At 61.0% G+C, this 20,750-nt stretch carries 13 protein-coding genes and 1 pseudogene; 3 read left to right on the top strand and 11 right to left on the bottom strand.

All coding sequences use genetic code 11. The annotated features are described in order from the left end of the window. Position 1: 1 nt before the first annotated feature. Positions 2-676 (bottom strand): extracellular solute-binding protein, encoded by a 675-nt coding sequence (locus G7067_RS14065; protein ID WP_244301239.1) that lies wholly within the window; start codon positions 674-676, stop codon positions 2-4. 703 nt (positions 677-1,379) lie between these two features. Between G7067_RS14065 and G7067_RS04125 the strand changes: the two genes are divergently transcribed. The 3 genes from G7067_RS04125 (at position 1,380) to G7067_RS04115 (ending at position 5,518) form a co-directional block, all read left to right on the top strand. Continuing rightward, positions 1,380-2,609 (top strand): flavin monoamine oxidase family protein, encoded by a 1,230-nt coding sequence (locus G7067_RS04125; protein ID WP_166322211.1) that lies wholly within the window; start codon positions 1,380-1,382, stop codon positions 2,607-2,609. Between the two features lie 13 nt (positions 2,610-2,622). Then, on the top strand, positions 2,623-4,092 hold the full coding sequence (locus G7067_RS04120; protein ID WP_166322209.1) for a PucR family transcriptional regulator: 1,470 nt from the start codon (positions 2,623-2,625) through the stop codon (positions 4,090-4,092). A gap of 115 nt (positions 4,093-4,207) precedes the next feature. Further along, the gene (locus G7067_RS04115; protein WP_166322207.1) at positions 4,208-5,518 is read left to right on the top strand and encodes a flavin monoamine oxidase family protein; all 1,311 of its coding nucleotides are present in this window, start codon (positions 4,208-4,210) and stop codon (positions 5,516-5,518) included. Between the two features lie 97 nt (positions 5,519-5,615). Here the strand turns inward: G7067_RS04115 and G7067_RS04110 are convergent, their stop codons facing one another. The 10 genes and pseudogenes from G7067_RS04110 to G7067_RS15150 all read right to left on the bottom strand — a co-directional run. Further along, positions 5,616-6,986 carry an NAD(P)/FAD-dependent oxidoreductase gene (locus tag G7067_RS04110; RefSeq protein WP_166322205.1) on the bottom strand — a complete coding sequence of 457 codons (1,371 nt, stop codon included), beginning with the start codon at positions 6,984-6,986 and terminating at the stop codon, positions 5,616-5,618. Between the two features lie 168 nt (positions 6,987-7,154). Further along, a complete protein-coding gene (locus tag G7067_RS04105) occupies positions 7,155-8,744 on the bottom strand; it encodes a leucine-rich repeat domain-containing protein (protein WP_166322203.1) in 1,590 nt (529 codons plus the stop codon). Positions 8,745-8,922: 178 nt separating this feature from the next. Next, positions 8,923-12,957, bottom strand: coding sequence for an RCC1 domain-containing protein (locus G7067_RS04100; protein ID WP_205881198.1), 4,035 nt, complete (start codon positions 12,955-12,957; stop codon positions 8,923-8,925). After that, positions 12,954-13,832: a hypothetical protein gene (locus G7067_RS04095; protein ID WP_166322199.1), complete on the bottom strand. Its 879-nt coding sequence runs from the start codon at positions 13,830-13,832 to the stop codon at positions 12,954-12,956. Before G7067_RS04095 ends, G7067_RS04100 begins: the two co-directional genes overlap by 4 nt. A 72-nt stretch (positions 13,833-13,904) precedes the next feature. Continuing rightward, positions 13,905-14,861 (bottom strand): class C sortase, encoded by a 957-nt coding sequence (locus G7067_RS04090; protein ID WP_166322197.1) that lies wholly within the window; start codon positions 14,859-14,861, stop codon positions 13,905-13,907. Between the two features lie 85 nt (positions 14,862-14,946). Next, positions 14,947-16,557, bottom strand: a complete 1,611-nt coding sequence (locus tag G7067_RS04085) for a SpaH/EbpB family LPXTG-anchored major pilin (RefSeq protein ID WP_166322195.1) — start codon at positions 16,555-16,557, stop codon at positions 14,947-14,949. A 71-nt stretch (positions 16,558-16,628) separates the two neighbouring features. Continuing rightward, on the bottom strand, positions 16,629-18,704 hold the full coding sequence (locus G7067_RS04080; protein WP_166322193.1) for an RCC1-like domain-containing protein: 2,076 nt from the start codon (positions 18,702-18,704) through the stop codon (positions 16,629-16,631). An 836-nt stretch (positions 18,705-19,540) separates the two neighbouring features. Continuing rightward, on the bottom strand, positions 19,541-20,086 hold the full coding sequence (locus G7067_RS14060; RefSeq protein ID WP_244301238.1) for a hypothetical protein: 546 nt from the start codon (positions 20,084-20,086) through the stop codon (positions 19,541-19,543). A 278-nt stretch (positions 20,087-20,364) separates the two neighbouring features. After that, positions 20,365-20,487, bottom strand: a complete 123-nt coding sequence (locus tag G7067_RS14645) for a hypothetical protein (RefSeq protein ID WP_280115758.1) — start codon at positions 20,485-20,487, stop codon at positions 20,365-20,367. Next, positions 20,438-20,581: pseudogene (locus G7067_RS15150) on the bottom strand (transposase); the annotation flags it as partial. The pseudogene G7067_RS15150 and the gene G7067_RS14645, both read right to left, overlap by 50 nt. Positions 20,582-20,750: the final 169 nt, after the last annotated feature.

The following is a 20,750-nucleotide window of genomic DNA, read 5'->3' as shown; positions in this document are numbered from 1 at the left end:
CTTAGTTACCCGTCGCCCAACCGGCCCAGGCCGCGGCGAGCGCGTCGTAGTTCTCGACCCAGAAATCAACGTTTGGCGCGATGCCGGTGTCGAGATGCTCGGTGGTCATCCACTGGGTCAGTGTTGCGTCCATCTTTGGCTTCGCATCAACGTTCACCCCGCCGTAGGACGTGAGTTCGGTCATCTTCGCCTGCTGCTCAGCGCCGAGAGAGTAATTCACTGCCGCGAAGGCCGCCTGCGGGTTCTTCACACCCTTCGGGATCCCGTTCGAGTCAACCATGATCATCCACTGATCCCACATCGGAGCGACCGGAGCACCGGCCGCCGCCGCACCGTACCCGCGACCCGACCACACGAGTCCCATGACGGCCTCACCGGACTCGAGTTGCTGCTGCGCCTGCGCGCCGGTGGTCCAGCCGATGACGTTGTTGCCGAGGTCTTTGTACATGTCGAAGGCGCCTGCAATGTCTTCGGGCTTCAAGCTCTTGACGTCTTTACCCTGCGCAGTGAGGGCAAACTCGACGGTCTGGGGATCAACGTAGGTCGATTGGCTGACCGTGCGCTTGCCAGGGAAGGTCTTCGTGTCAAAGAAGTCAGCTGCGCTGGTGGGCGGATTATCACCAAACTTGTCGGTGTTGTACACCAGGACCAAGCCGTACAGGATCTGCGGAACCATGCACTTGTCGGTGATCGTGCCCGCGGGATCTTCGAGATGTCGATCTGAGCGTAGTCGTACTCCTCATACAGCGTGCCGCACCCTCGCGCGGTGTCGAACTGAGTGGTGTTCACGATGTCCCAGCTGACGTTGCCGCTATCGACCATCGCCTTCAGCTTGCCCGCATCGAAGGCGTCCTGCTTCATGCGGGCGCCCGACGCCTCAGCGAAGGGATCCCACAGCGCTTCTGTCTGACCGTCTTGGAAGACACCGCCGGAACCGGCGAAGGTCAGTGTGACTCCGTCAAACACACCCTCCTTAATCTCACCCGCCACCGGAGCGCCGAGGTCATATTCGGGGGCTTCTTCGGGCTCGGAGCTGCCGCTGCAGCCAGCCAGGGTCACCGCGAGAGCTGCGGCGGCAGCAAGCATCGTGACATGCTTCCGGGTCGTAAACGTTTTGAGTGCGGCCATTCGTGTTTCCTCACTTCATTGTGGTTTGTCCGCTGAACGGGTCCTCTGAAGGTAACAGCGGCCACCGACATAGCTGCCCGTGCCGTTACCCCTTCGTTACCACCCATCACCGTTTTTCATAGCTTCGTACGGCACACCCACCTCGGATCGTACAAACATAAGAAATCGCGGAGGAATCAGTGCGATGCCGCGCATTCACCGCGCGCGCACACCTACGATGAACAGGTCATCGCGTTCAAGGAGGAACAGGTATGAAGCTCGTCGTCATCGGGGCCGGACTCGCCGGACTCACGGCAGCCTGGGAGCTCAGCAAAGCAGGCCATGACTGCACGGTACTCGAAGCGCGCGACCGCGTCGGCGGGCGCACCTGGTCCGCCCGCCTTGGCAACGGCGAGATCACAGAGCGGGGCGGCGAATACGTCTTCCCGACAGAATTCCCGGTCCGCAAACTCGCTGCGGAGGTGGGTGTGCCCATCATGTCGCACGGCGTTCGATACGGGCGCCGCACCGTGCAGGATCGGATCATCAGCTTCGCCGAGCTCTCCGCGACCACCGCTCAGGTGAAGGCTACTCTGACGCAGATGCTCGCGGATGGCGAATCAGGAGTCTCCCTCGAACGCATCTTCGCTGCGGCTCTCGGCCCTGACTACCGCCTCGATCCGGTCTACCGACGCACCACAACTTCAGTGGCGGCGGATCCCGCGCAGGTCAACGCCGAAGCGGTTTTGCTGCACGAGTCCTCAACGACCGGCGGGTATATCGAAGATGGTGGACGCTTCGTCGGCGGCAATCAGGCGCTGTCAATCGAACTCGCCCGCAGGCTCGGGGATCGGGTGTGTCTTGAGCGTCCCGTCTCGGGCATCGACCAATCAGTGAGCGGCGTACAGATCCTGCTCCGCGACGGAACACGAATCGACGCCGACGCCGCAGTGATCACGGTGCCGCTTCCGATCCTGCGCGAGATTCGTCTTGGATTCGCGCTGCTCGACGAGCAACAGCGGGCGCTCGATCATCGTTTCATGGGTGTCGCCGCGAAGCTCGGGGTGCCGCTGACTCAGGTCGACGATGACCCCGCCCGCCAGGATCCCGAACACACCTGGTGGTCATGGCGTTCGATGTCGTTTGACGGAGAGAACCGCGTGAATGCACTCTCCCAGTTTGCCGGCGGCCCATGTGCGCTCGAAGCACTTGGCGTGCACGAGGGCCCTGACCGCTGGGTAGCCGCGGTCCGCGCGATGCGCCCCCAACTCCGTATCGACGGTGAAGTACTGTTGACGGACTGGAGCCATGACCCGTGGGCGAAGGGATCCTACTCAGCGCCCGGCTTGAACTGGCGGCCCGAGGACGCCGAGGCGTTTACGAGACCAGCCGGGCGAGTGGCGATCGCAGGCGAACACACCGGGCTCGCACAATCCCTCTCCGGGGCGGTTGCCTCCGGGTATCGGGCCGTCACCGCGTTGGATTCCGTGCTCAAACCATGAAACTATATGGACTATGACCTTCACTGTTAGGTCGCTGCTCGATCTCGCCGAGGTGGAGACCACGTCGCTGACCCCGGGTGTCGGAGAAGACCGCGAAATCACGTGGGCGCACGTGTGCGAACTTGGCAAGCCCTGGCGGTGGCTTGGCCAGGGCGCACTCCTCATGACCACCGGTATCGGGATTCCCGCCACGAGCGAAGCTCAACTCGAATACTTGCGAGACACCCATGCCGCCGGGATCTCAGCGATCGCAATCGATGAGGTTCCCGATCCCGCGGCACCGATCTTCAGCGAAGCCGCGCTCGCTTATGCTGCCAACATTGGCTTCCCCGTGCTGCAGACCGCGCACGACATTCCGTTCGTCAAGCTCGCCATGGCGGTCGCCGAGAACGTGCGCAGCGCGCGTGCTCAACGCCTTCGACAGACAGAAGAGCTCTACTCCATTGCGGGAAACCACGAGGTCACCGACAGTGTGGAGCAACTTATCGAATCCCTCGAGCCGGTGCTGAACTGCACGATCCGCTTACACTTCAGCCGAGAGGTCGGGTCGGGGCCGGACTTGCCCCCGCCGGGAACGATCCTCCAGGTTTCACCCAGGAGCTACACCACCCGCCTCCTCGCCCCGGGCGCTCCAAGTCTTCGCTTCACCACCGACGATGCCGGAGACCACTCGCTCATGCTGCACGCGGCGGGAATCATCGGCAGCGCACTCTCGGTGAAGGCCGCTGCGAGACGAAACGAATGGATGCACGGTTCCCTTCTGCTCGCGGATCTGTGCGACGATTCGCTCCCCTCCGGTCCCGCGGAACATCTGGTTGCGGCCTACGAGGTCCTTTCCCCCTACCTGTTCGCGGTGATTCAAACGGAGAACGCGCGCGCCGCTCTCGACGAGGTGCAAACCGCTTTCGCCGCGGAACGTGTTCCCGCCCTCGCCACCATCAAGGACGGCCACGTACTCCTTCTGGCCGAAACAGGCGAGCAGGTCGAAAAGTTACTGACGCTGCTGGCCACCGAATCGACGCGGATCGGGGTCAGCGCAAAGTTTTCGAAGCTGAGTGACACCACGGCAGCGCTCAAGCAGGCCCGCAGCGCCCTGATCCGCAACCGCCAATCCGGCCGTGTGCTGCGCTTCGAAGAAGACGAAACGACGTCGCTGTTTCTTCCCAGCAACATGGATCAACTGCGCGGCATCGCCAGGCAGGTACTCGGGCCGCTGCGAACCTACGACGAACAGCGCGGCACCGAACTCACGCAAACCCTGCGCGTGTTCCTCGAGGAGAATCGCAGTTGGGTGCGCGCCGCAGAACGACTCTTCGTGCACCGACAAACCCTGATCGCGAGAGTCTCACGCATCGAGAAGATCGTCGACCGAGATCTCTCTTCGATCGAAGACACCGCAGAGTGCTGGCTCGCCGTGCAGGCGGCGATCTCGTGCGGGGACCTCGAAACGACCGAGTTCGCCGCGACAGAGAGCACTAGCTGAACCTCATACTTACATACAAGAGACTTCCAAGAATTGCCTACGATTCTCGATTCCGCAGCGCCCCCGCGCACCGTACGCTCGAACACAACGGATCACAGCTTCACGAAGGAGTGACATGCAGTCAGTCGATGTTGTCGTTATCGGTGCCGGGTTCGCCGGTCTCATCGCCGCCCGCGAGCTTGGGCACGCGGGTCTCGATGTCCTCACCCTGGAGGCGCGGGATCGCGTCGGCGGTCGCACCTGGACGGATCACCGACTCGGCCACGACCTCGAGATCGGGGCGAACTGGGTGCACTGGGTTCAACCGCACATCTGGGCCGAAATGACGCGGTATCAGCGCGGGATCGTGCGCAACCCGCAGACCGAGGAAATCTATTGGCGCGGCGCCGACGGTTCGCAGCGACGCGGCACGGTCGACGAGTTCATGAGCCTCATCGACGAGGGCCAGCAGCTCCTCATCGACGACGTGCGCTCAGCGATCCCGCGCGGCACAGAACCGGCGGAGGGCGGGATCCGCGAGCTCGATCACCTCAGCGTGCAGGATCGCTTCGACACGCTACAGCTGAGCCAGGAGGCGCGCGACGCCAACGAGTCGGTGTGGGTGGGGCATTTAAACGCGCCCCTCGACCAGGTCGGCATTGCGAGCGCACTGCGCTGGGTTGCGGCGACGGGCGGGCACTGGCAGCTCATGCACGAGGCCTCTGCGACCTACCGGATCGACGGCGGCATGAGCGGACTCACCGAGCTCATGGCTGCGGACGTCCCGGGCGAGATTTGGCTGAACACGACCGTCACCTCGGTCACGCAGAACGACAACGGCGCCGTTGTCGAGACCGCCGATGGCCACAGGATCCACGCACGCCGCGTCGTCAACACACTCCCGGTGAACGCCGCGGCCGGGATCCACTTTTCCCCCGAACTCCCCGAGGTTTGGCGCAGGCAAGGCACAGAAACCGTCGCCTCCCAGGGTACAAAGGTGTGGATGAGGGCGCAGGGGCACTTCCCCCGATTCTCCGCCTACGGCCGCCAGCAGGATCCCTTCTCCGTGTTGAAAGCAGAGTTTTACTGCACAGATGAAGACGGCACGGACTACACGATCCTCGTCGGATTCGGCGCCGATCACAGCCGCATCGACCTCGACGACCTCGCGGGCATGCAGGAGGCCGTCGACCGGGTTCGGCCCGGACTCACGATCACCGAGGTCACCGCGCACGACTGGATGACGGACCCGCTCGCCCTCACGACCTGGATGACGCACCGCCCAGGCCAGCTCACCCGCGACCTCGCCGAGCTACAGCAGCCTCACGGCGCGGTGCACTTCGCGACGACCGACAATGCGGATTTGTGGGGCGGTTTCATCGACGGCGCGATCGAGAGCGGCCTCAGAGAATCACGCAGAATCATCACCAGCATTCAGCCCCACTGAGCGCGAGGGCGCGCTCAGCCGCGGTTCAAGTGTCACGGATGTGTACCATATCGCGCGGAACTACACATCCGTGACACCTGAACCGAAGAGGCTCAGCTCAGCCGCGGCCGGTAATCACATCGGCGACGTGCGCGATCGGCGCCGTTGTCTTTCGACCAGCCAGTTCGGCACGGTCGGCAATACCGTAGGCCGCGTACAGGCCCTTCGTCGCGATCCAGCGCAGCGGCTCTGGTTCCCACTTGCGCACACGGTGATTCACCCAGGGAAGCTCGGCGATCTCCGTGCGTTCCCCCAAGATCAGGTCGGTGATCGTTCGCCCAGCCAGGTTCGTGGAGGTCACGCCCGTACCCACGTAGCCACCGCCCCAGGCGATGCCGGTCGCGGGATCAAGACCCACCGTCGCAGCCCAGTCGCGCGGCACCCCCAGCACGCCCGACCAAACGTGATCAATCGCGGCACCGCGAGTGGCCGGGAAAAAGCGGTGCATGATCTCGCTCAGCGTTTCCACCGTCACCGAGGGCGTCTGCCCATCGGTGTCTGTCTTGGATCCGAACTGATACGGCACTCCGCGTCCGCCGATCGCAATGCGATCGTCTGCCGTGCGCTGCGCGTACATGTACACGTGGGCAAAATCACCGAGCACTTCACCCTTGTTCCAGTGCAGCTCGTCCCACACCTTTGCCGAGAGCGGCTCGGTCGCGATGAGCGACGAGTTCATGGGCAGCCACAGCCGATGCAAACCCTTGAGGTTCGCGGTAAACCCCTCAGTTGCCCGCACGACGTACTCCGCCGACACGGTGCCGTGCGTCGTGATGACCCGGTGCGGCGCAATCTCAACCACCCGGGTACGCTCGTAGATTTCAACCCCGAGGCGCGCGGCCGCATCGGCGAGACCCGCCGCAAGCTTTGCGGGCTGGATCCTGGCCGCGTGCGGATGCCAGACGGCTGCGCGAGTGTCCGCGACGTTGATCTTCGCCTTCGCCTCCTCCGCCTCAAGGAGCTCGAGATCCGTATACTTCCAGCTCTTCTCGGCGGCGGCGAATTCGCGCAGTCGGGCCTCTTGAGCCGGGGTGTAGGCGACCCCAAACTCGCCGCCCTTTTTAATGTCAGCGTCGATCCCCTCGGCCCCGCACACCCGGATAACCTCATCGACGGTCTCGTTCATGACCCGTTGGAATCGCTCGGCAGCATCGCGTCCGTGGCTCTTCACATACTGTTCGCGGCCACCCGTGACGGAATTGGTGAGCCAGCCGCCGTTCCGACCGGACGCACCGTAACCGACATGCCGCTGCTCGATGACCACCACCCGGAGATCGGGCTTGGCCCGCTTCAGATAGTAGGCGGTCCACAGTCCCGTGTAGCCGCCTCCAACAATCGCAACATCCGCGTTGAGATTACCCGGGAGTTCGGATCGGGGCGACGGTGCACCGATCTGTTCCCACCAGTGCGATATGTTGCCGTTGATCATGCTGTTTCCTGTCCCCTGCTCCATGGCAAACAAGCTCCAGCAGGTTCGACGTTGAGCACCTGATTCAGTGCACATGCCGCACTGTACAGCGGGGGCGTGGGTGGCAACAATTCCCGTGGCGCACGCACGGCCCGCTCAAAGGCTGTGCGGAAGTTTCACAGTGCTGGGTTACCTCCGCACCCGACGCCGCCCGAGCATCACCATGGCAATTCCGGCGGCACAAAGAATGAACGGAGCGAACAGGCTCGCAGAATCAGTACCGGTCTCCGGAAGCTGTTCGGCTGGGGCACTCGGCTCAGCCGGGCCAGGCTCAACGGGATTAGGCTCAACGGGGCCAGGCTCCACCGGAGGCTTCGGCACGGCTTTCCAGAGCGCATACACCACGGTCGGGTCGGTGCTCGGGCTGGTGAGTTCATATTCTGATCCGGCAGGGATGGAACCATTCACACTGGCACAAGTACCGTTGACAGGCTCGTCTTCACACCAGCCTTGGAAGGTGAAACCTTCGCGTTCAGGTTGGGGCAGCGTCAAACGGTATGCACCAAACGGCCACACCGGCGAGACACCGGTGTACGCGGGTACACCACCAAAAGAGGCGGTCGGACCCTCACCATCGGGGTAGGCGAAGCGGCTTTCGGATCCGTTCAGCTCTGTGATGTGTCCACCAAAGAGCCGCATGTCGAGCCTGCGGTAGCCCATGATCGTGTAGTCGACCGCGTTGGAGGTCAACGAATCGGCCCAAACTCTGCTCGTTTGTTCTGGCTCGCCGTACCAAAAAAGCACGCTTCGTCCGCCGGGCGCGGCGATCCAATCATCCAAGAAGATCGAATCAGGCCCCATACCAGGTGCCTCCGCGGTACGGAATTCGAGGAAGACGTGGTGGTTTCGCGCGAAGAAGGCCGCTCGACCGATTGATAGGGTCTGTAGCGTCCCGGGGAACGTCACCCGTTCGAGCACGTTTTCGTCAAAGTTGGACTGATAGAACGCCTCGTCTGCAAGCTTCAAGACCTGCAACCCTTCAGGGAAGTCGACCCGAGTCAGCGCGTTGCGTCCGCCACCATTCGCCCACTGAGAGAAGGCGCGGTACCCAATATCGAGGGTACGCAGGGTACTCGGAAAGGAAACCTCTGCGAGCTCGTTGGAGTCGCTCTTTTGCTCGCCGCCGATCTGGTAGAACGCATACTCATCGATGGTCAAGGTGACGAGCCCCTCAGGGAATGTCACCTTCTTCAGTGCATTGGCACCGTTCGACAAATTCATTCGCCCCTGCGAAAACGATCCGACGCCGATCGTCAGATCCCGAAGCGAGGTGGGGAACTGGATGTCACTGAGGGTGTGATCGAAGTCCCACGCATACTGATAGAACGCGCGATCACCAACATCAAGCCTTTCAATCCCCTCCGGGAAAATCACCGAAACCAACTCGTTCCCCAAGAGGTTTTGCGTAAACGCGTCGGCGCCAATTGACAGTTCAGTGATCGCGGGTGAACCCACAAAAGTCACTTGCCTGATGACGTTCCTGCAGTTCTCGGCGATCTCGGTGGGAATCGACACCGCCGAGAAGCCGGCGGGGATCTTCGTCAGGTCGAGGGTTACGTCAAGCAGGCCTGCTGTGTCGGTGACCCCTACGACGCCCGTCGGATCTGCCGCCGCTGAGCAGGCGAGGTCAGTACCAGCAACTACGTACTCCGTTGCGGCGAAGGGCTTGGGTTTCGGTGGAGCAGGGGGAGTGGATTCAGCGGGGGGACTTCGATCCACTCCCCGGTTGTTGCGCCTGGACCGCCGGGCATGCGCTCTTCGCCTGTCGCGTGAGCCACCTGGGGTCCGGCAAGGGATGTCGCCACGAGGAGGCCGCCGAGAATCGCGATGCGCGACGCCTTGGCGGTGTTCAGAAACCTGTTCATCGTGCTCCCTTTGATCGTTTCGGGTTGATGCCTCACGCGTCAGGCGCGAGGGGTCCTTGTGGTGTGTCTGCGATTCTCGCCGCACGGACGTACCGACGAGCGAGCAGGAGCAAAACTACTCCGAGCAGCCCCGCACCGAGGAGCGTGATCCAGAGCCACGTTTGCGAACTGGCATCCGGCAGAGACGTTGCCCCCGGATCCCGGACCGTGATCGTGTCGATGTTATAGCTCAACGGATCCCAGTCGTCGGTGGCAGAAATATACCCACTCTTATTAATTCGCACCTGCACCACACCTCCGGGACTCACTGAGAACTGCACCGGCTTCGCCATCAGCTGGAACCCCGCCGGCGCCTTGGTCTCGTAGAGCCAGTACATGCCTGGGGCGAGGTTCACGGTGAACCAACCGTGGATTGTGTCCGCTGTCTGGTAGCGCGGGTTCATCACTGGAGTAGTGACGTTTGCCACCAGCGAGTTCATATCCGGTGTGTTCGGCGTGGCCACCGAGTCTTTGTAGATCTGCCACTCGGATCCCAACATGCCAACGAGATTGCCCTTCGACGACTCACCGATCTTTCGCAGATGCACTGGGAATTCGGTCACCTGCGGCGGCACCCACCACACCCAGGGTTTGGGACTGGTGGCCTTGCTGCTGACAATCTCCGCGTTCGGATCCGACAGGATTGAAAGGTAGAGAGGACTGGAAGGTATGCCTGCGATCGCCTCTGTGGGATATCGCCAGTCGGTGCCGTTGTAGTTGGGTGTGGGCCAGGGCTCGCCCAACTTCACTTTGGTGGTCGCGACGCCGTTGACAAACGGTACCTTCGCGAGCTTTTCGCCCGACACGAGCTGCACCTGATTGCCCACCGCTGGGATCGTGAAGTCGACTAGCGCGGTACCGGTGAGTGCCTCCTCGCCAGCATCGACATATGCTCGCACCGTGATTTCGTTTCCGGCAGTTTGCGGATCAGGATCGGGCGCGATGTTCAAATGGAGGCGGTACTGGTAGCACCCGACCAGCTCTTGTCTGCCGCCCGCGCCCCAGCTTGTGTGAACCTCAACGGTACCGACGACGTGCTTCGGGATCTCGACTTTGAAGTACTGAACGCCACCCTGTGTCACGATATCGCCGGGTCCAACGGCTACCGCGACGGACTTGTCAAGCCCAGCACCCAGACTCGGGGCCCCAAAGTACACGGTTCCACTCGTCACAGGCGCTCTCTGCCCGAGCGCGATCTTGGTTGGCGTGTAGGTCATATCCCCAACGCTCGGCCCCAACTGCCCGACCTGGTTTCCACCCCAGCCATAGGTGGTCCCGTCGCCAGTGAGTGCAATTCGGGATGATTTCAGCAAAGGCGCTCCAAGCACATCGCCTCGACCGCCCGCGGCGATGAAGGTGATTCCCTTGCCGCTGAGGCCCGGAACCTTGGCTGGCACTTCCAAGTACGACGCATCCCAGTAGCTTTGCTCGGTGCCGAGGTCACCGATTGGCGATGACGTATCCGCGCGACGATTACTTCCCGCGGCATACACGTCACCATTCGCAGTTAGTAAGTAGACGACGAACTTTCCCGCGAAGACTCCCGTAATCTGACGAGGGTCGAGCGTCGCAGGCAAATCCGCCTCGCGGGGCGTGTTCTGATTACCGGTATTGACCCCTGGCCACTCATGCGGCATGAGTGCGGATCCCCAGATCCGCGAACCCCAGGCATACAGTTTTTCGGAGGTCAGGACGTACGAATTGTCTGCCGCAGCTTCGACCTGCTTAATCTGCTTCCCCGAGAATGCAGGAATCAGGTAAGGGGTCGTCTGCGGGGGGGGAAGGAATCCCCCGTTCGTGTCGCCGTTCCCCGCCTGTACGGCGGCACCCCAGCTGTACACGGCGTTACCTGTGGATACAAGCGCGTGACGAGCACCGGCGGAAATCTTGGTGATTTTTTGCCCCAAGAGTCCTGTCACCACCAGCGGAGTGGGATACCTGTTTGAATCTACGGATCCCCTGCCGAGTTCCGCAAACCCGTTCGTTCCCCAAACATACACGTTGCCGGTCTTCGACAACGCGAGAGAGAAAGCGGATCCTGCGGACACCTCTTCGAAGGCAACGCCTGCGACAGTGAGCTTAGTGGGCTTGTCGATCGCCGCCTGGCCGGTGCCGATTCCAAGCTCCGAGCTTAAGCCCCACTGGTAGATGCTGCCGTCTTCCGTCACCGCAACCGAGTGATTCCCACCGGCCGATACGCTGATGACTTTGCTACCCCCGGTGGTCACCACCGCAGAGGAGGTAGGGCCAAGAACCATAACTGGGGTGGTGACATCTGTGACGGTGCCGTTTCCGACTTGACCCCACTTGTTGAGCCCCAACGCCCAAACGTTGCCGGAGTTGTCAAGATAGAGGGTGTGCATTCCGGTAGATTCGGCGGTGTTTAGCTGCGATTGTCCGGGGGCCGGCCGGTTCCCGTAGGGGTCAAGCGATTGCGTCGTCCGCGCGCCAGCGCCCATCGAAACCTGCGTCACCTTCAGCCCACCATCCTGCACGGGCAGCAGCAAGTAGTCGGTTGTCGGAGCCGCGGGATACCCGAGCACACCTCCACTCACCTTGGTGTCATTCAGCCACTTTGGTGGCACGTCACAGGTCGGGTCGGGGTCAGGCCCGGTACCCCCGTTCCTTACGAAATCAATGTCAGTAGCGGCCACGTTGCGACTCACCGTAATCTGCACCCCGGCCCCGTTGGTCACCCTCGCCGTTGCCGTCGCAGGGTACTTCCACTTGTCGGTTCCGTTATTTGCCGTGGGAAGCGGCGTGGCAAGCTTCACCTGCGCGCTCGAAGCGGTCGAGAGTGAGAGCCCCGTGGTCGAACCGCCTGCGAGGACAAGGGGAGCCGGCGATCCAGAGAGCGCGGCAATAGAGAGGTCTGCGACCGCAGAGCCAATATACGGTTTCTCTCTCGGATCCAGTACTGAGGGCGTGACATCGACAACGTCATCAACGGCGGCAGGTTTTGGTGTCGCCAAGAGGTTGAGGGCGACGGTGTAGGTATAGCACCCGGTCAACGACCAGACGTTTTTCCCGTCGTTCCAATTCACGTATACGCCTACAGGACCCGCATTGTGAAGCGGCACATCTCCCCGCAAATACTTGGTGCCTAAGACGGTCACCACTGAGATATTCTTGGCAAGTTGCCAACCGGCCGTCGTCTGTGGTTTGGTGGTGGGGTCACCAAACGCGATCTTGCTCTGCGCCGCGTCTGCCTCTGTCATTCCGCCTGCGATAATCACCGACGTGCTCTTGGCTATGTTGCCGACGTGGTTCATGCGAAACGGCTTCGTCAGGGGATCGTTGGTGCCACCCAAACGCCCAGCCTGGACATAATTGCCCCAGGTCTGGGCCTGCGGAACATCTGTGACGACGCCTGCCGCGGACATTCCCATGGCGGCTTCTTTCGCACCGGTGAGCTTTGGGATTGCCGCCCACATCTGGTTCACGCTCCCTGGAGTGCCAGAACCGAGCAAATTCGATGTCGGGTCATTCGTACCCGCAGACCTCACGCTTCCGTCAGACATGACCGCGATCGCAGCGGTCTGATTCCCTGCGACGTCGATTACTCCAGATTGGTAGGTCGACGTCGGCACAAGGAAGTCATTCTTCGTGGAGCTAATCCCTAGCTGGTAATAGTTGTTTTTGCCCCACCCATACAGGGTGCCAGTGGAATCGATTCCCCACGTGCTCGCGTTGCCCGCCTCAACCTGCTTCCAAGTTCCCGTCCCGATCCTCTGCGGCCCGGCCGCTATCGCTGAAGAAGCCCCGTTGCCAAGACGCCCATTGAACTGATACCCCCACATCCACAGTGAGCCATCCTGCGCAACGGCACCAGCGTGCTGGAAACCTGCTGAAATCTGCTTAATCTTCGGGAGCCCGCTAACTTTTGTTGGAGTTCCAGTTGTCGAGAGCGTCGTTGCTCCAAAGCCGCCGTACCCCCACGCGTAGACGTCGCCGTCCGTCGAAAGCGCGAGCGCATACTGGTGCCCGCCACTGATTTGCACGAATTTGACATCGGCTTTGACCTTCACTGGAGTGCGCTGCCCCCAGGGATCTGAGTGGTGTTTCCCTGACCGAGTTGCCCGTTGGTGTTGTTGCTGCCCCAAGCCCACACGTCACCATCGGCACCGAGTGCCATCGAGAATCCACCCCCCGCGGCAACTTGCACGAACTTACTCGGTGCCCCACTGGGAAACGCCGCGAGGTCGGGGTAGACCTCGCTGGTACTCGCTGAGCCCGTACCCATCTGACCGAGACGATTGCCTCCCCAAGTCCAAACTCGTCCCTGGGAGTCAAGGCCCAACGCACCTTGCCCACCATCGCCGTCGATCCACTTGTCGAAGTCGAGGGTCCTGGCGTAGGGCGAGGTCACCGTGGTGTTGCCGCCTGGCAGCGGGAAATACACAAAGTGCTGATTTGCCACGCCGAGGTCACTGGGAACACCGTCGTACCCGAGCACCGTGCCCGTAGGCTGATCCCCGGTCGAGTAGCTGGTGCCCTTGCCGAAACCAAAAGTGTTGGTCACGGCAGGACAACTAGCATCGGAAGCGTATGCGGCCGGTGCAGGGGCGTCAAGGGTCTCGATCTCGATTCCGACGAAGTCAGGGCTCTCGGCGGGTGCAGTCTGCGCTGCGGTGGGTTCCCCGTCTGCGGGAACCTCGATCAGTTGTTCTTCAGCGGGCGGAGCCTCAGGAGACTCGGGTTCGGCCCCAGGTTCCTCGCCCCCGGGAGTCTCCGTCTCGGGCTCGGTACCCTCCGCAGGCGCGCCGGATCCTGGCTCTTGACCCTCGAGAGTGGTCGCGGTTTCATTTTGCTCAACCGTCACCTGCGAGAGAGAAGGGGCAGGCAGGGCGAACGCAGCAGACTGACCGGAGATCAGCACGGCCGTGGTTACGACGACAGCCACTACCGACCGCGAAACACCCCTACCGCGGAGAGATTGCATCTTTGAGTTCACCGGAAACATCACCTACGTTACCTACTTTTGCGAAGCGTGCGAAGCACACGCGGAAGTCTGATGAGGGTGCGCTGGCGACCGCCGCTTAACGAGCCTGCGGTCTGCGGCGGCGAGGCCCACCCAGGCAAGCGTTGGGGCACCACTCACGCCGGCGATCCACCACGGTGCTGAAGCAACGGCCTTGTCGACGGGGATATCCGTTGCGTCTGCCGACCCGGGTGGTGCGGGGATTCGATCACCACGCACGAGAAGCCGGTGCGAATTGACGCCGACCGGCGTGCATGTCAACAGCGTGACGTGATCTTCGCCCTGCACCTGACGCACCCCATCGCCAAAGTATTCAGTGTCGACCACCTCAATACGGCGGGTTTCGTAGTAGAAGCGTTCGCCGACCACTTCAACAGAGAAAACATCCCCCTCCTCAAGCTGGTCAAGCGCGTAGAAGAGTTTTGCGTTTGCGCGGCCGGAATGCGCCGCGACCACTGCGTGTGTCGATTCGCCGCCGACGGGCAGGGCCGAACCGAAGAGGTGCCCTGCCGACCATTCCAGTGTATCGTCACTGGTGCCGTGCTGAATCGGCAGTGTTACGTTAATGCCCGGGATCTCCACCCAAGCCATGGGCAGGCCATCACCGAAATCAAGCTGTTTCAAGTATTCGAGGTAGCTCTCACGCGAATCGACGGTCTTTCCATCGTCAGTGAGAACGTACGGGTCGCGCAATGGCCCGTTCGGTAGATGTTCGTTGTAGTCGCTGGCGGCGTCGAGATAGCTCTGGCGTTCTGCCTCGCTCATCTCGCTGACCTTCTGCGAGTATTCGCCATACAGCTGCTGCTGCGCCATGGTGGCGAACCAGTCAGAAATGCTTGGGTAAAGCAGTATCCCGGCACCGACCATGGCGAGTAGCACGATCGGAAGCCGCTGTAACCACACGCGGTTTGATTTCTTCACCTGTTCTTCTCCTGTGATCGGTGTCGGCATACTTAGATCCCCGCTTGTTCGGGGCGACTGATGGGGTGAGTTCAGGGAGCGAACTCACCCCACCTACTTGGACGCTGGTGCCTGGCTAGACCTCAATGCTCACGCGATTGCGGCGCGTGCGGCGCACAGCAAGGACCGCGGAGCCAGCGAGAACAGACAGGCCAAGCACCATGAACGCTGCGGTTCCGGGGCCGCCAACGAATGGCAATTCAAAGCCACCGATGTCTTTCACGTTCTTCACTTTGAGAGATGCCGAGACGTGAGTGTTGCCGTTCGTGTTGTCCTTCGTGATCTGGAAGGGGATGAACCCCGGCAGGACAACGTAACCGTTCGGAGAGGTCATCTCCTTCAGGTAGTAGTAGTTCCAACGTGAATCCGGCTCCGCCAGCTGCGTATTCTCGGCGAAGTCCGAGTAGCGCAGTTCGAGGTCACAGGAGGTCTTGCCGCCGTTCATCACACACGTCACACCTGTGTCCTTCATACCGGTTTTCGGGTCGCCGGTGACGGGGTTGCTCGGAACCGATGTGTACTTCACGTGAGTGTAGTACACCTTGAAGGTTGCTCCGGACAGAGGCTGATCCTTCTCATCGACCTTGTTGACGGTCACCTTGCCGTACTTGACAAGGCTCTGGGGAGTGGTCGTGGTGGTTTCCTCTGTGGTGCCGGGCTTGTTCGTAATGATGTTTGCCTGGTTGTTGAGCGCGCCAACGTAGTTAGGACCAACCGTCGTATCGATCCGCAAGAAGAGGCGCTTTCCGCGCTGATCCGGCCAGGGTCCCTGGCCATTGAGTGCCTTAAGCCCGTCGGAATTGATCGTCACCGTGAGTTTCCGAGTGACTGAATTCCAATCCATCACGTAGTCAGTGCCCTGCAACTGGTACGGCGAGTTTGTAAAGGTGGTGCCGCCAACCTTGAGCGTCACGGGTGATGGGGGTCCCGGGCTAAAGACCAGATCATTGCTGAGCGTGTCTTCAAAGCGCATGGTGGTGACGTAATTCGTTCCCGATCCGGGAACGTTGGTGCTGATCTCCCAGGTCAGGGGATCCCCTGGCTTCGGTACATCAAGATCGAGCGGCACCTTGGCGCTGTCGTCCTTCAGGTTCTTCGGATAGACGTAGACGTCGTAGACCCACTTGTCACGATTTACCGGGTCCGTCATCGGGATCGTCACCAGGAACGGAGCCGAGGCCTTGTGGCCTGCGGGCACACTTGTCTCCGCGACGTAGTAAAGCCCGATGTCGAGGCCGGTCCAGTTAATCTTGCCGTCGCTACCAGTGACCTGTGCGCCGCCAACGGGAGTCACTGTGAAGCCTGCCGTGGCCAGTTGCGCTACCGTCGGGTTGTTAGTGGTCATGCCACCCCGCACATTCTGCAACCATTCCCACCCCGCATTGGTGGTGAGGTCAGGGTTCGTGCCGGACGTCAGCCGGTAGAGCTGGAACGTAGCACCCTGAAGCGGCACGGAGCCTGTGCTCGGGGCAGTATCGTCTTTCGCACCATTCTGCGGCTTATTTGACTCCTGTCCGGCCGGGGTCGACCACTTGAGCAGGTTGATGCTGCCTTTAGCCAGGGGGTCGATCTCGGACGCCAAGGGGGCCGCGACGGCGGGGGCGCTGAAACCCGCCACCCCGACGAGACACGCGGCCGCAAACGCGAGAACCCCGCGCAGCTTCCGCCCGATTGAAGCGTGTTTCATTACTGTGTTTCCTTTCGTTCCACTCGCGCCGACCCGCGGGTTGCGGCGGTGCTCGTTTGGGTTGTGAGGTTTCATGGTTGGCTAGCACTCTTCCTGCGACAGCCCAGAAGCAGGGTGGCTGCTCCGACCAGAAGAGCCAAAACGCCACCGCCAATCAGCATCACGGGGGTACTCGAGCCGGTCGAAGACAGACCACCGAGCGTGTCGGGCGTCGTTGGCGGGGTAACTGGGGGCGTCACCGGCTTCTCCGGCTTGTCTGGGGCCACGAAGGCCGCGACGCCAGACACCTTGGGGCTGACAGCGACCATCGGCCCCTGGTCGATCGGCGCGCCGTTCACCTGATTCACCAGGGCCTGCGCGGTGACGTCGTAGAGTGCATCCGTCACCGAGGTCACCAACAGAGTGGCCTTCCCGTCAGCGTCAAACGGCACCGGGGTCACTGCGCCCGTCGCTCCCTCCGCGACCGTAGTTAGGCCGGCATCGAGCGCAAACTGCATCTGCGATTCGCCGACCAGGGCAATCTCTGCATCGGGGAGCGTCACCGTGACGATTGTAGACTCTCCAACCTCGACACTCTCAGGAGACACCGTGAGCGCGGGATCAAGCATGAAGGTGAAGTAGCCCACGAGTTCGCGCGTGGTTGGCGGCTGGGAACCGTACCAGGCAACGTATACCGGCACACGAGAGGCGAAGTGTTCGGGCGATTTGACCGTCAGCACACCACCCGAAACCGTCCCCGTAACCGCATAGCTGTCATCGTCGCCGAAATACACGATGCTGTTGAGACTCGGCTGAGCGAGTTGCACCGGCACTGGCGTCAATTCGAAGGACCCGGAGCCGTAGACCACGTCGAGACCGGGGTTGCCGAGCTGGCCAAGTTCAGACTCTCCCCAGGAGAACACGTTCGTCTTCGAAACTTCGTCAAATTCCCCGAGATAGATGCCGTGGTTGTTGCCGGCCTGCACCTGGTCTGCGACGATCGGCACGCCCGGCGCGGCGAAAATCTGGACCGGAACCGCACTTGCGGTGCCCAACACTGCCGGATCCTGCCCAAGCTGACCGCTCTGGTTGCCTCCCCAACCCCAGACGTGGTGATCCTCGTCCAGCGCAAACACGGTTGTCGTGCCGACATCCATCGACTTGACGCGGAACTGGGTGCCATCTGCGGCGAGCACCTTTTGCGGCACGCCAGTCGCTGACCACTCTGGAGTTGCCGGGTTACCCAGGGCCTGGTTAAGCTGCTGGCCCCAAGACCACACAGAGCCATCTGCTTCTACACCGTAGGCGACACCATAGCCTGCGTGGACCGCTGCGTATTTGCGCTGTTGACCACTCGCATCAAGCAACGGCCTTGGACGGGGCACCTCTAAGCCGCAGAACCCACTTGCGCAGCCATCGCCTGAACCCCAGCCGTAGGCATTGCCGTCGAAGTCAATCCCGATCGCGAAGTCAGACCCCCCTGCAATCTGCTTGAACTTCATCTGTTGACCGGTCGAGTCAATCACCGGTGCCGCGAACTGTGAGTCTTGATACAGCGGCGTCGCCGTGCCGAGCTGGCCGAACCAGTTGCGACCCCAAGCCCACGCGCTGCCATCGGCCTCAAGCCCAAAATGAAAGGCGGTACCCGAGCTGACTGTTTCGAAGACCATCTGCTCACCGCCCTCGTTGAGGACGGGCTGGGGAATGTAGGTTGAGGAGTTTCCTCCCATCGGAAAATTGGGGTTGCCTAGCTCGCCAAAGGCGTTGCGGCCATACGTCCAAGCTTTGTTGTCTCGGTCAAGCACAAGTGCAGAATTGTCGCCGAAGGACATCGTCTTCGCGACCATCTGATCGCCATTGATGTCTTTCATGGGAACAGGGTGCGGGGCGAACCTGAAGTAGCCGATGTACTCGTTGTTGCCGAGGTTGCCGTAGCCGTTCAGACCCCAGCCCCAGATCTTGTTGTCGGTGTCCATGCCGTATCCGGCATTGGGCGCGCCGTAGATCTCTTTGAACTCAAGCTTGTCAGTTCGCTCCGGCAGCTCAATCTCGGTGCCGCCGAGCACCGTGCCTGACCACTCCTCGAGATCCCCCGGCACTGCCTGTGCCTCGCTCGAAACGCCAAGCGGCAGCGTCAGCGCCGTCGCGACCAAACCGACCGTCGCCACGACGGCGAACAGTGTTCGCCTGACCCCAGTCCTCCCCCGTGTCAACATTCTTGCCCTTCTCCCTGCCGTTTCCGGCATTGCCTTCGGTGTGCTCATCACGATCAACCTGTCGTTCCTGGGGAAGGCCATAGATCGCTCTTGACGGACTCGACAGAAAACGATGTCGGGCGCGGAAACGCAAGGACCACAGCATCTCCCTCGGATACATGTCAGAAAGCTCAACGCGAGTTCACGCGCAAGCACCACGCGTCCAAGCGACTTCCACAGAGATTCAGCAGAAGAACCTTTGTGGGAAATAGCAACTTGGACGAGCTACCTTTAACATAACAATTCGACGGCGCCAGATTTTACGGTTCGACTCAAGTCGGAGCACCCGCAGCACGCCGACTTCCCAGTACATGCCTGAATTTTCACTGGGAATCAATAGACCCTAAGTAAATTTCAAATATTTTCCGAACTATCCAACTAGCTGACCGAAAGAACATATCATTTAGATACCCAAGATTTGTATGAAGAGCACAATGAGGTGCGCCCTTTCTGTGGAAGAAGTGAATTTGCTTCAGCCAAACACCTCTTGCTCACATCATTCACGTGGGCAAACACGCCCAATACGCCGACACAATGTGGCCCGTTGCACGCTGGAAACCATGATCGGATGGAATCAGCCCATCGACCCCGGCTTGGGGTCGATGACGGTCAGAAGGACGGCCCCAAGGGGGGAACACGCAGCGGCCATGGCCTCGTCGCTGGCGCACACGGGGGGCTCTCCTCACATTCCATCGGGGCCTATAGTGACCTCAAGGACCCACAGTGCGCCAACATACAACGAGGAGACCTCAAGCCTCCCTGCGCCAGGGAAACGTTTGCGCCTCGGTGAGGTCGCAAATCGGCTCATCAAACTCCGCTGAAGCCACCCTTGTTTCGCGCTTCGTCGACACACGATCCCGAACAAGGTCACGGTATGTCACTGGGGGCACTGCAATGGCTTTCTGCAGCAAAACCATAAACACAAGGCCGCGATTTTGTACGTTTCTGATGTTAAAACGAAATGAAAAATCATCGAACTTTTCTTGAATTTGCTCTATGTCAACATCGGCGTTGTATATGGTGGAAAAGTGCTGACGGACAATCGGGAACAATCGATACACCGATGAAACGAGGTGCCGCGGCTTCCGCGACGCGGGGTCAAATTCGAGGTGTTCACGGGAATGGCCTTCAAACTCCTCTGGAAACAAGGCGGATCCCACTGTCACGATCTCGCAACCGGGAACGGAGATCATCCGTACAAAGTCGGCCATCTCCGCCGCGGACCCGTGCCGCAGCACCTGCAGCCGGGCGCGCGCCTTGCCAGCCTCGGTCAGCTCAATTGCACCCGCGAGCATTAGACCCGAATCCACGCTCGCCGAATCAAAGCTTGGAACCACAGATCTGAGGGGCACAGCGCCGACCTCGATTCGGCCAGACAACGGTACGTTTGATGAGGTGGAGACGACTCGCCGCAGCTTTCCGAGCATCGTCCACGCGGTCTGATAAGAGGAGATAGGAAGTTCGCGCCGCAGTTGGCTCGCGGTGACGGCCCGCGGGTTCGTCGCCATCAGCCACACCGCCTCGAACCAGGTGACCAAGGACGTGCGGGTCTTATCAAACAGAGTACCGGCGGTCACCGAAACCCGAGCTCTACATCGCCGACAGCGATACCTATGCTCTTCACGGGATGCGTCGGCAGAGCCGCATCGAGGACACCGGAACCCATCGGGCCAGCGGAGCCAGTCAAGGTAGTCAAGACATGCAGCTTCGGTGTGAAACCAGGCCCTCAGCTCCGGTAAATTCCGAGGATATTCGCGGCCCGCGACAAGACCATCCGTGCATGGCAGCATAAAGAAGCCTTCCACATTTCCTTCCCCCTTTGAGACAGGATGAATCCCAAACGCTTCCAATATTATGAGCGTAGATCGCCCGCTGAAGCATTCAACGGCCGGTCTATTAGTTGCCCAAGCCGTGTTGTTCACTTAGGTACCCGCGTTTCCGATCCCTGAATAGTCCGAC

The sequence above is a fragment of the Leucobacter insecticola genome (genome assembly GCF_011382965.1).
Taxonomy (GTDB): domain Bacteria; phylum Actinomycetota; class Actinomycetes; order Actinomycetales; family Microbacteriaceae; genus Leucobacter; species Leucobacter insecticola.
The sequence above is the reverse complement of the archived record's forward strand: the minus strand, read 5'-3'. Positions and strand labels throughout refer to the sequence as shown.

Bases quoted from the DNA above. Each gene is read 5' to 3' on its own strand.
- G7067_RS14065 (WP_244301239.1), bottom strand. From the start codon at position 676: ATGGTTCCGCAGATCCTGTACGGCTTGGTCCTGGTGTACAACACCGAC.
- G7067_RS04125 (WP_166322211.1), top strand. From the start codon at position 1,380: ATGAAGCTCGTCGTCATCGGGGCCGGACTCGCCGGACTCACGGCAGCC.
- G7067_RS04120 (WP_166322209.1), top strand. From the start codon at position 2,623: ATGACCTTCACTGTTAGGTCGCTGCTCGATCTCGCCGAGGTGGAGACC.
- G7067_RS04115 (WP_166322207.1), top strand. From the start codon at position 4,208: ATGCAGTCAGTCGATGTTGTCGTTATCGGTGCCGGGTTCGCCGGTCTC.
- G7067_RS04110 (WP_166322205.1), bottom strand. From the start codon at position 6,986: ATGATCAACGGCAACATATCGCACTGGTGGGAACAGATCGGTGCACCG.
- G7067_RS04090 (WP_166322197.1), bottom strand. From the start codon at position 14,861: ATGCCGACACCGATCACAGGAGAAGAACAGGTGAAGAAATCAAACCGC.
- G7067_RS04085 (WP_166322195.1), bottom strand. From the start codon at position 16,557: ATGAAACACGCTTCAATCGGGCGGAAGCTGCGCGGGGTTCTCGCGTTT.
- G7067_RS14060 (WP_244301238.1), bottom strand. From the start codon at position 20,086: ATGCTCGCGGGTGCAATTGAGCTGACCGAGGCTGGCAAGGCGCGCGCC.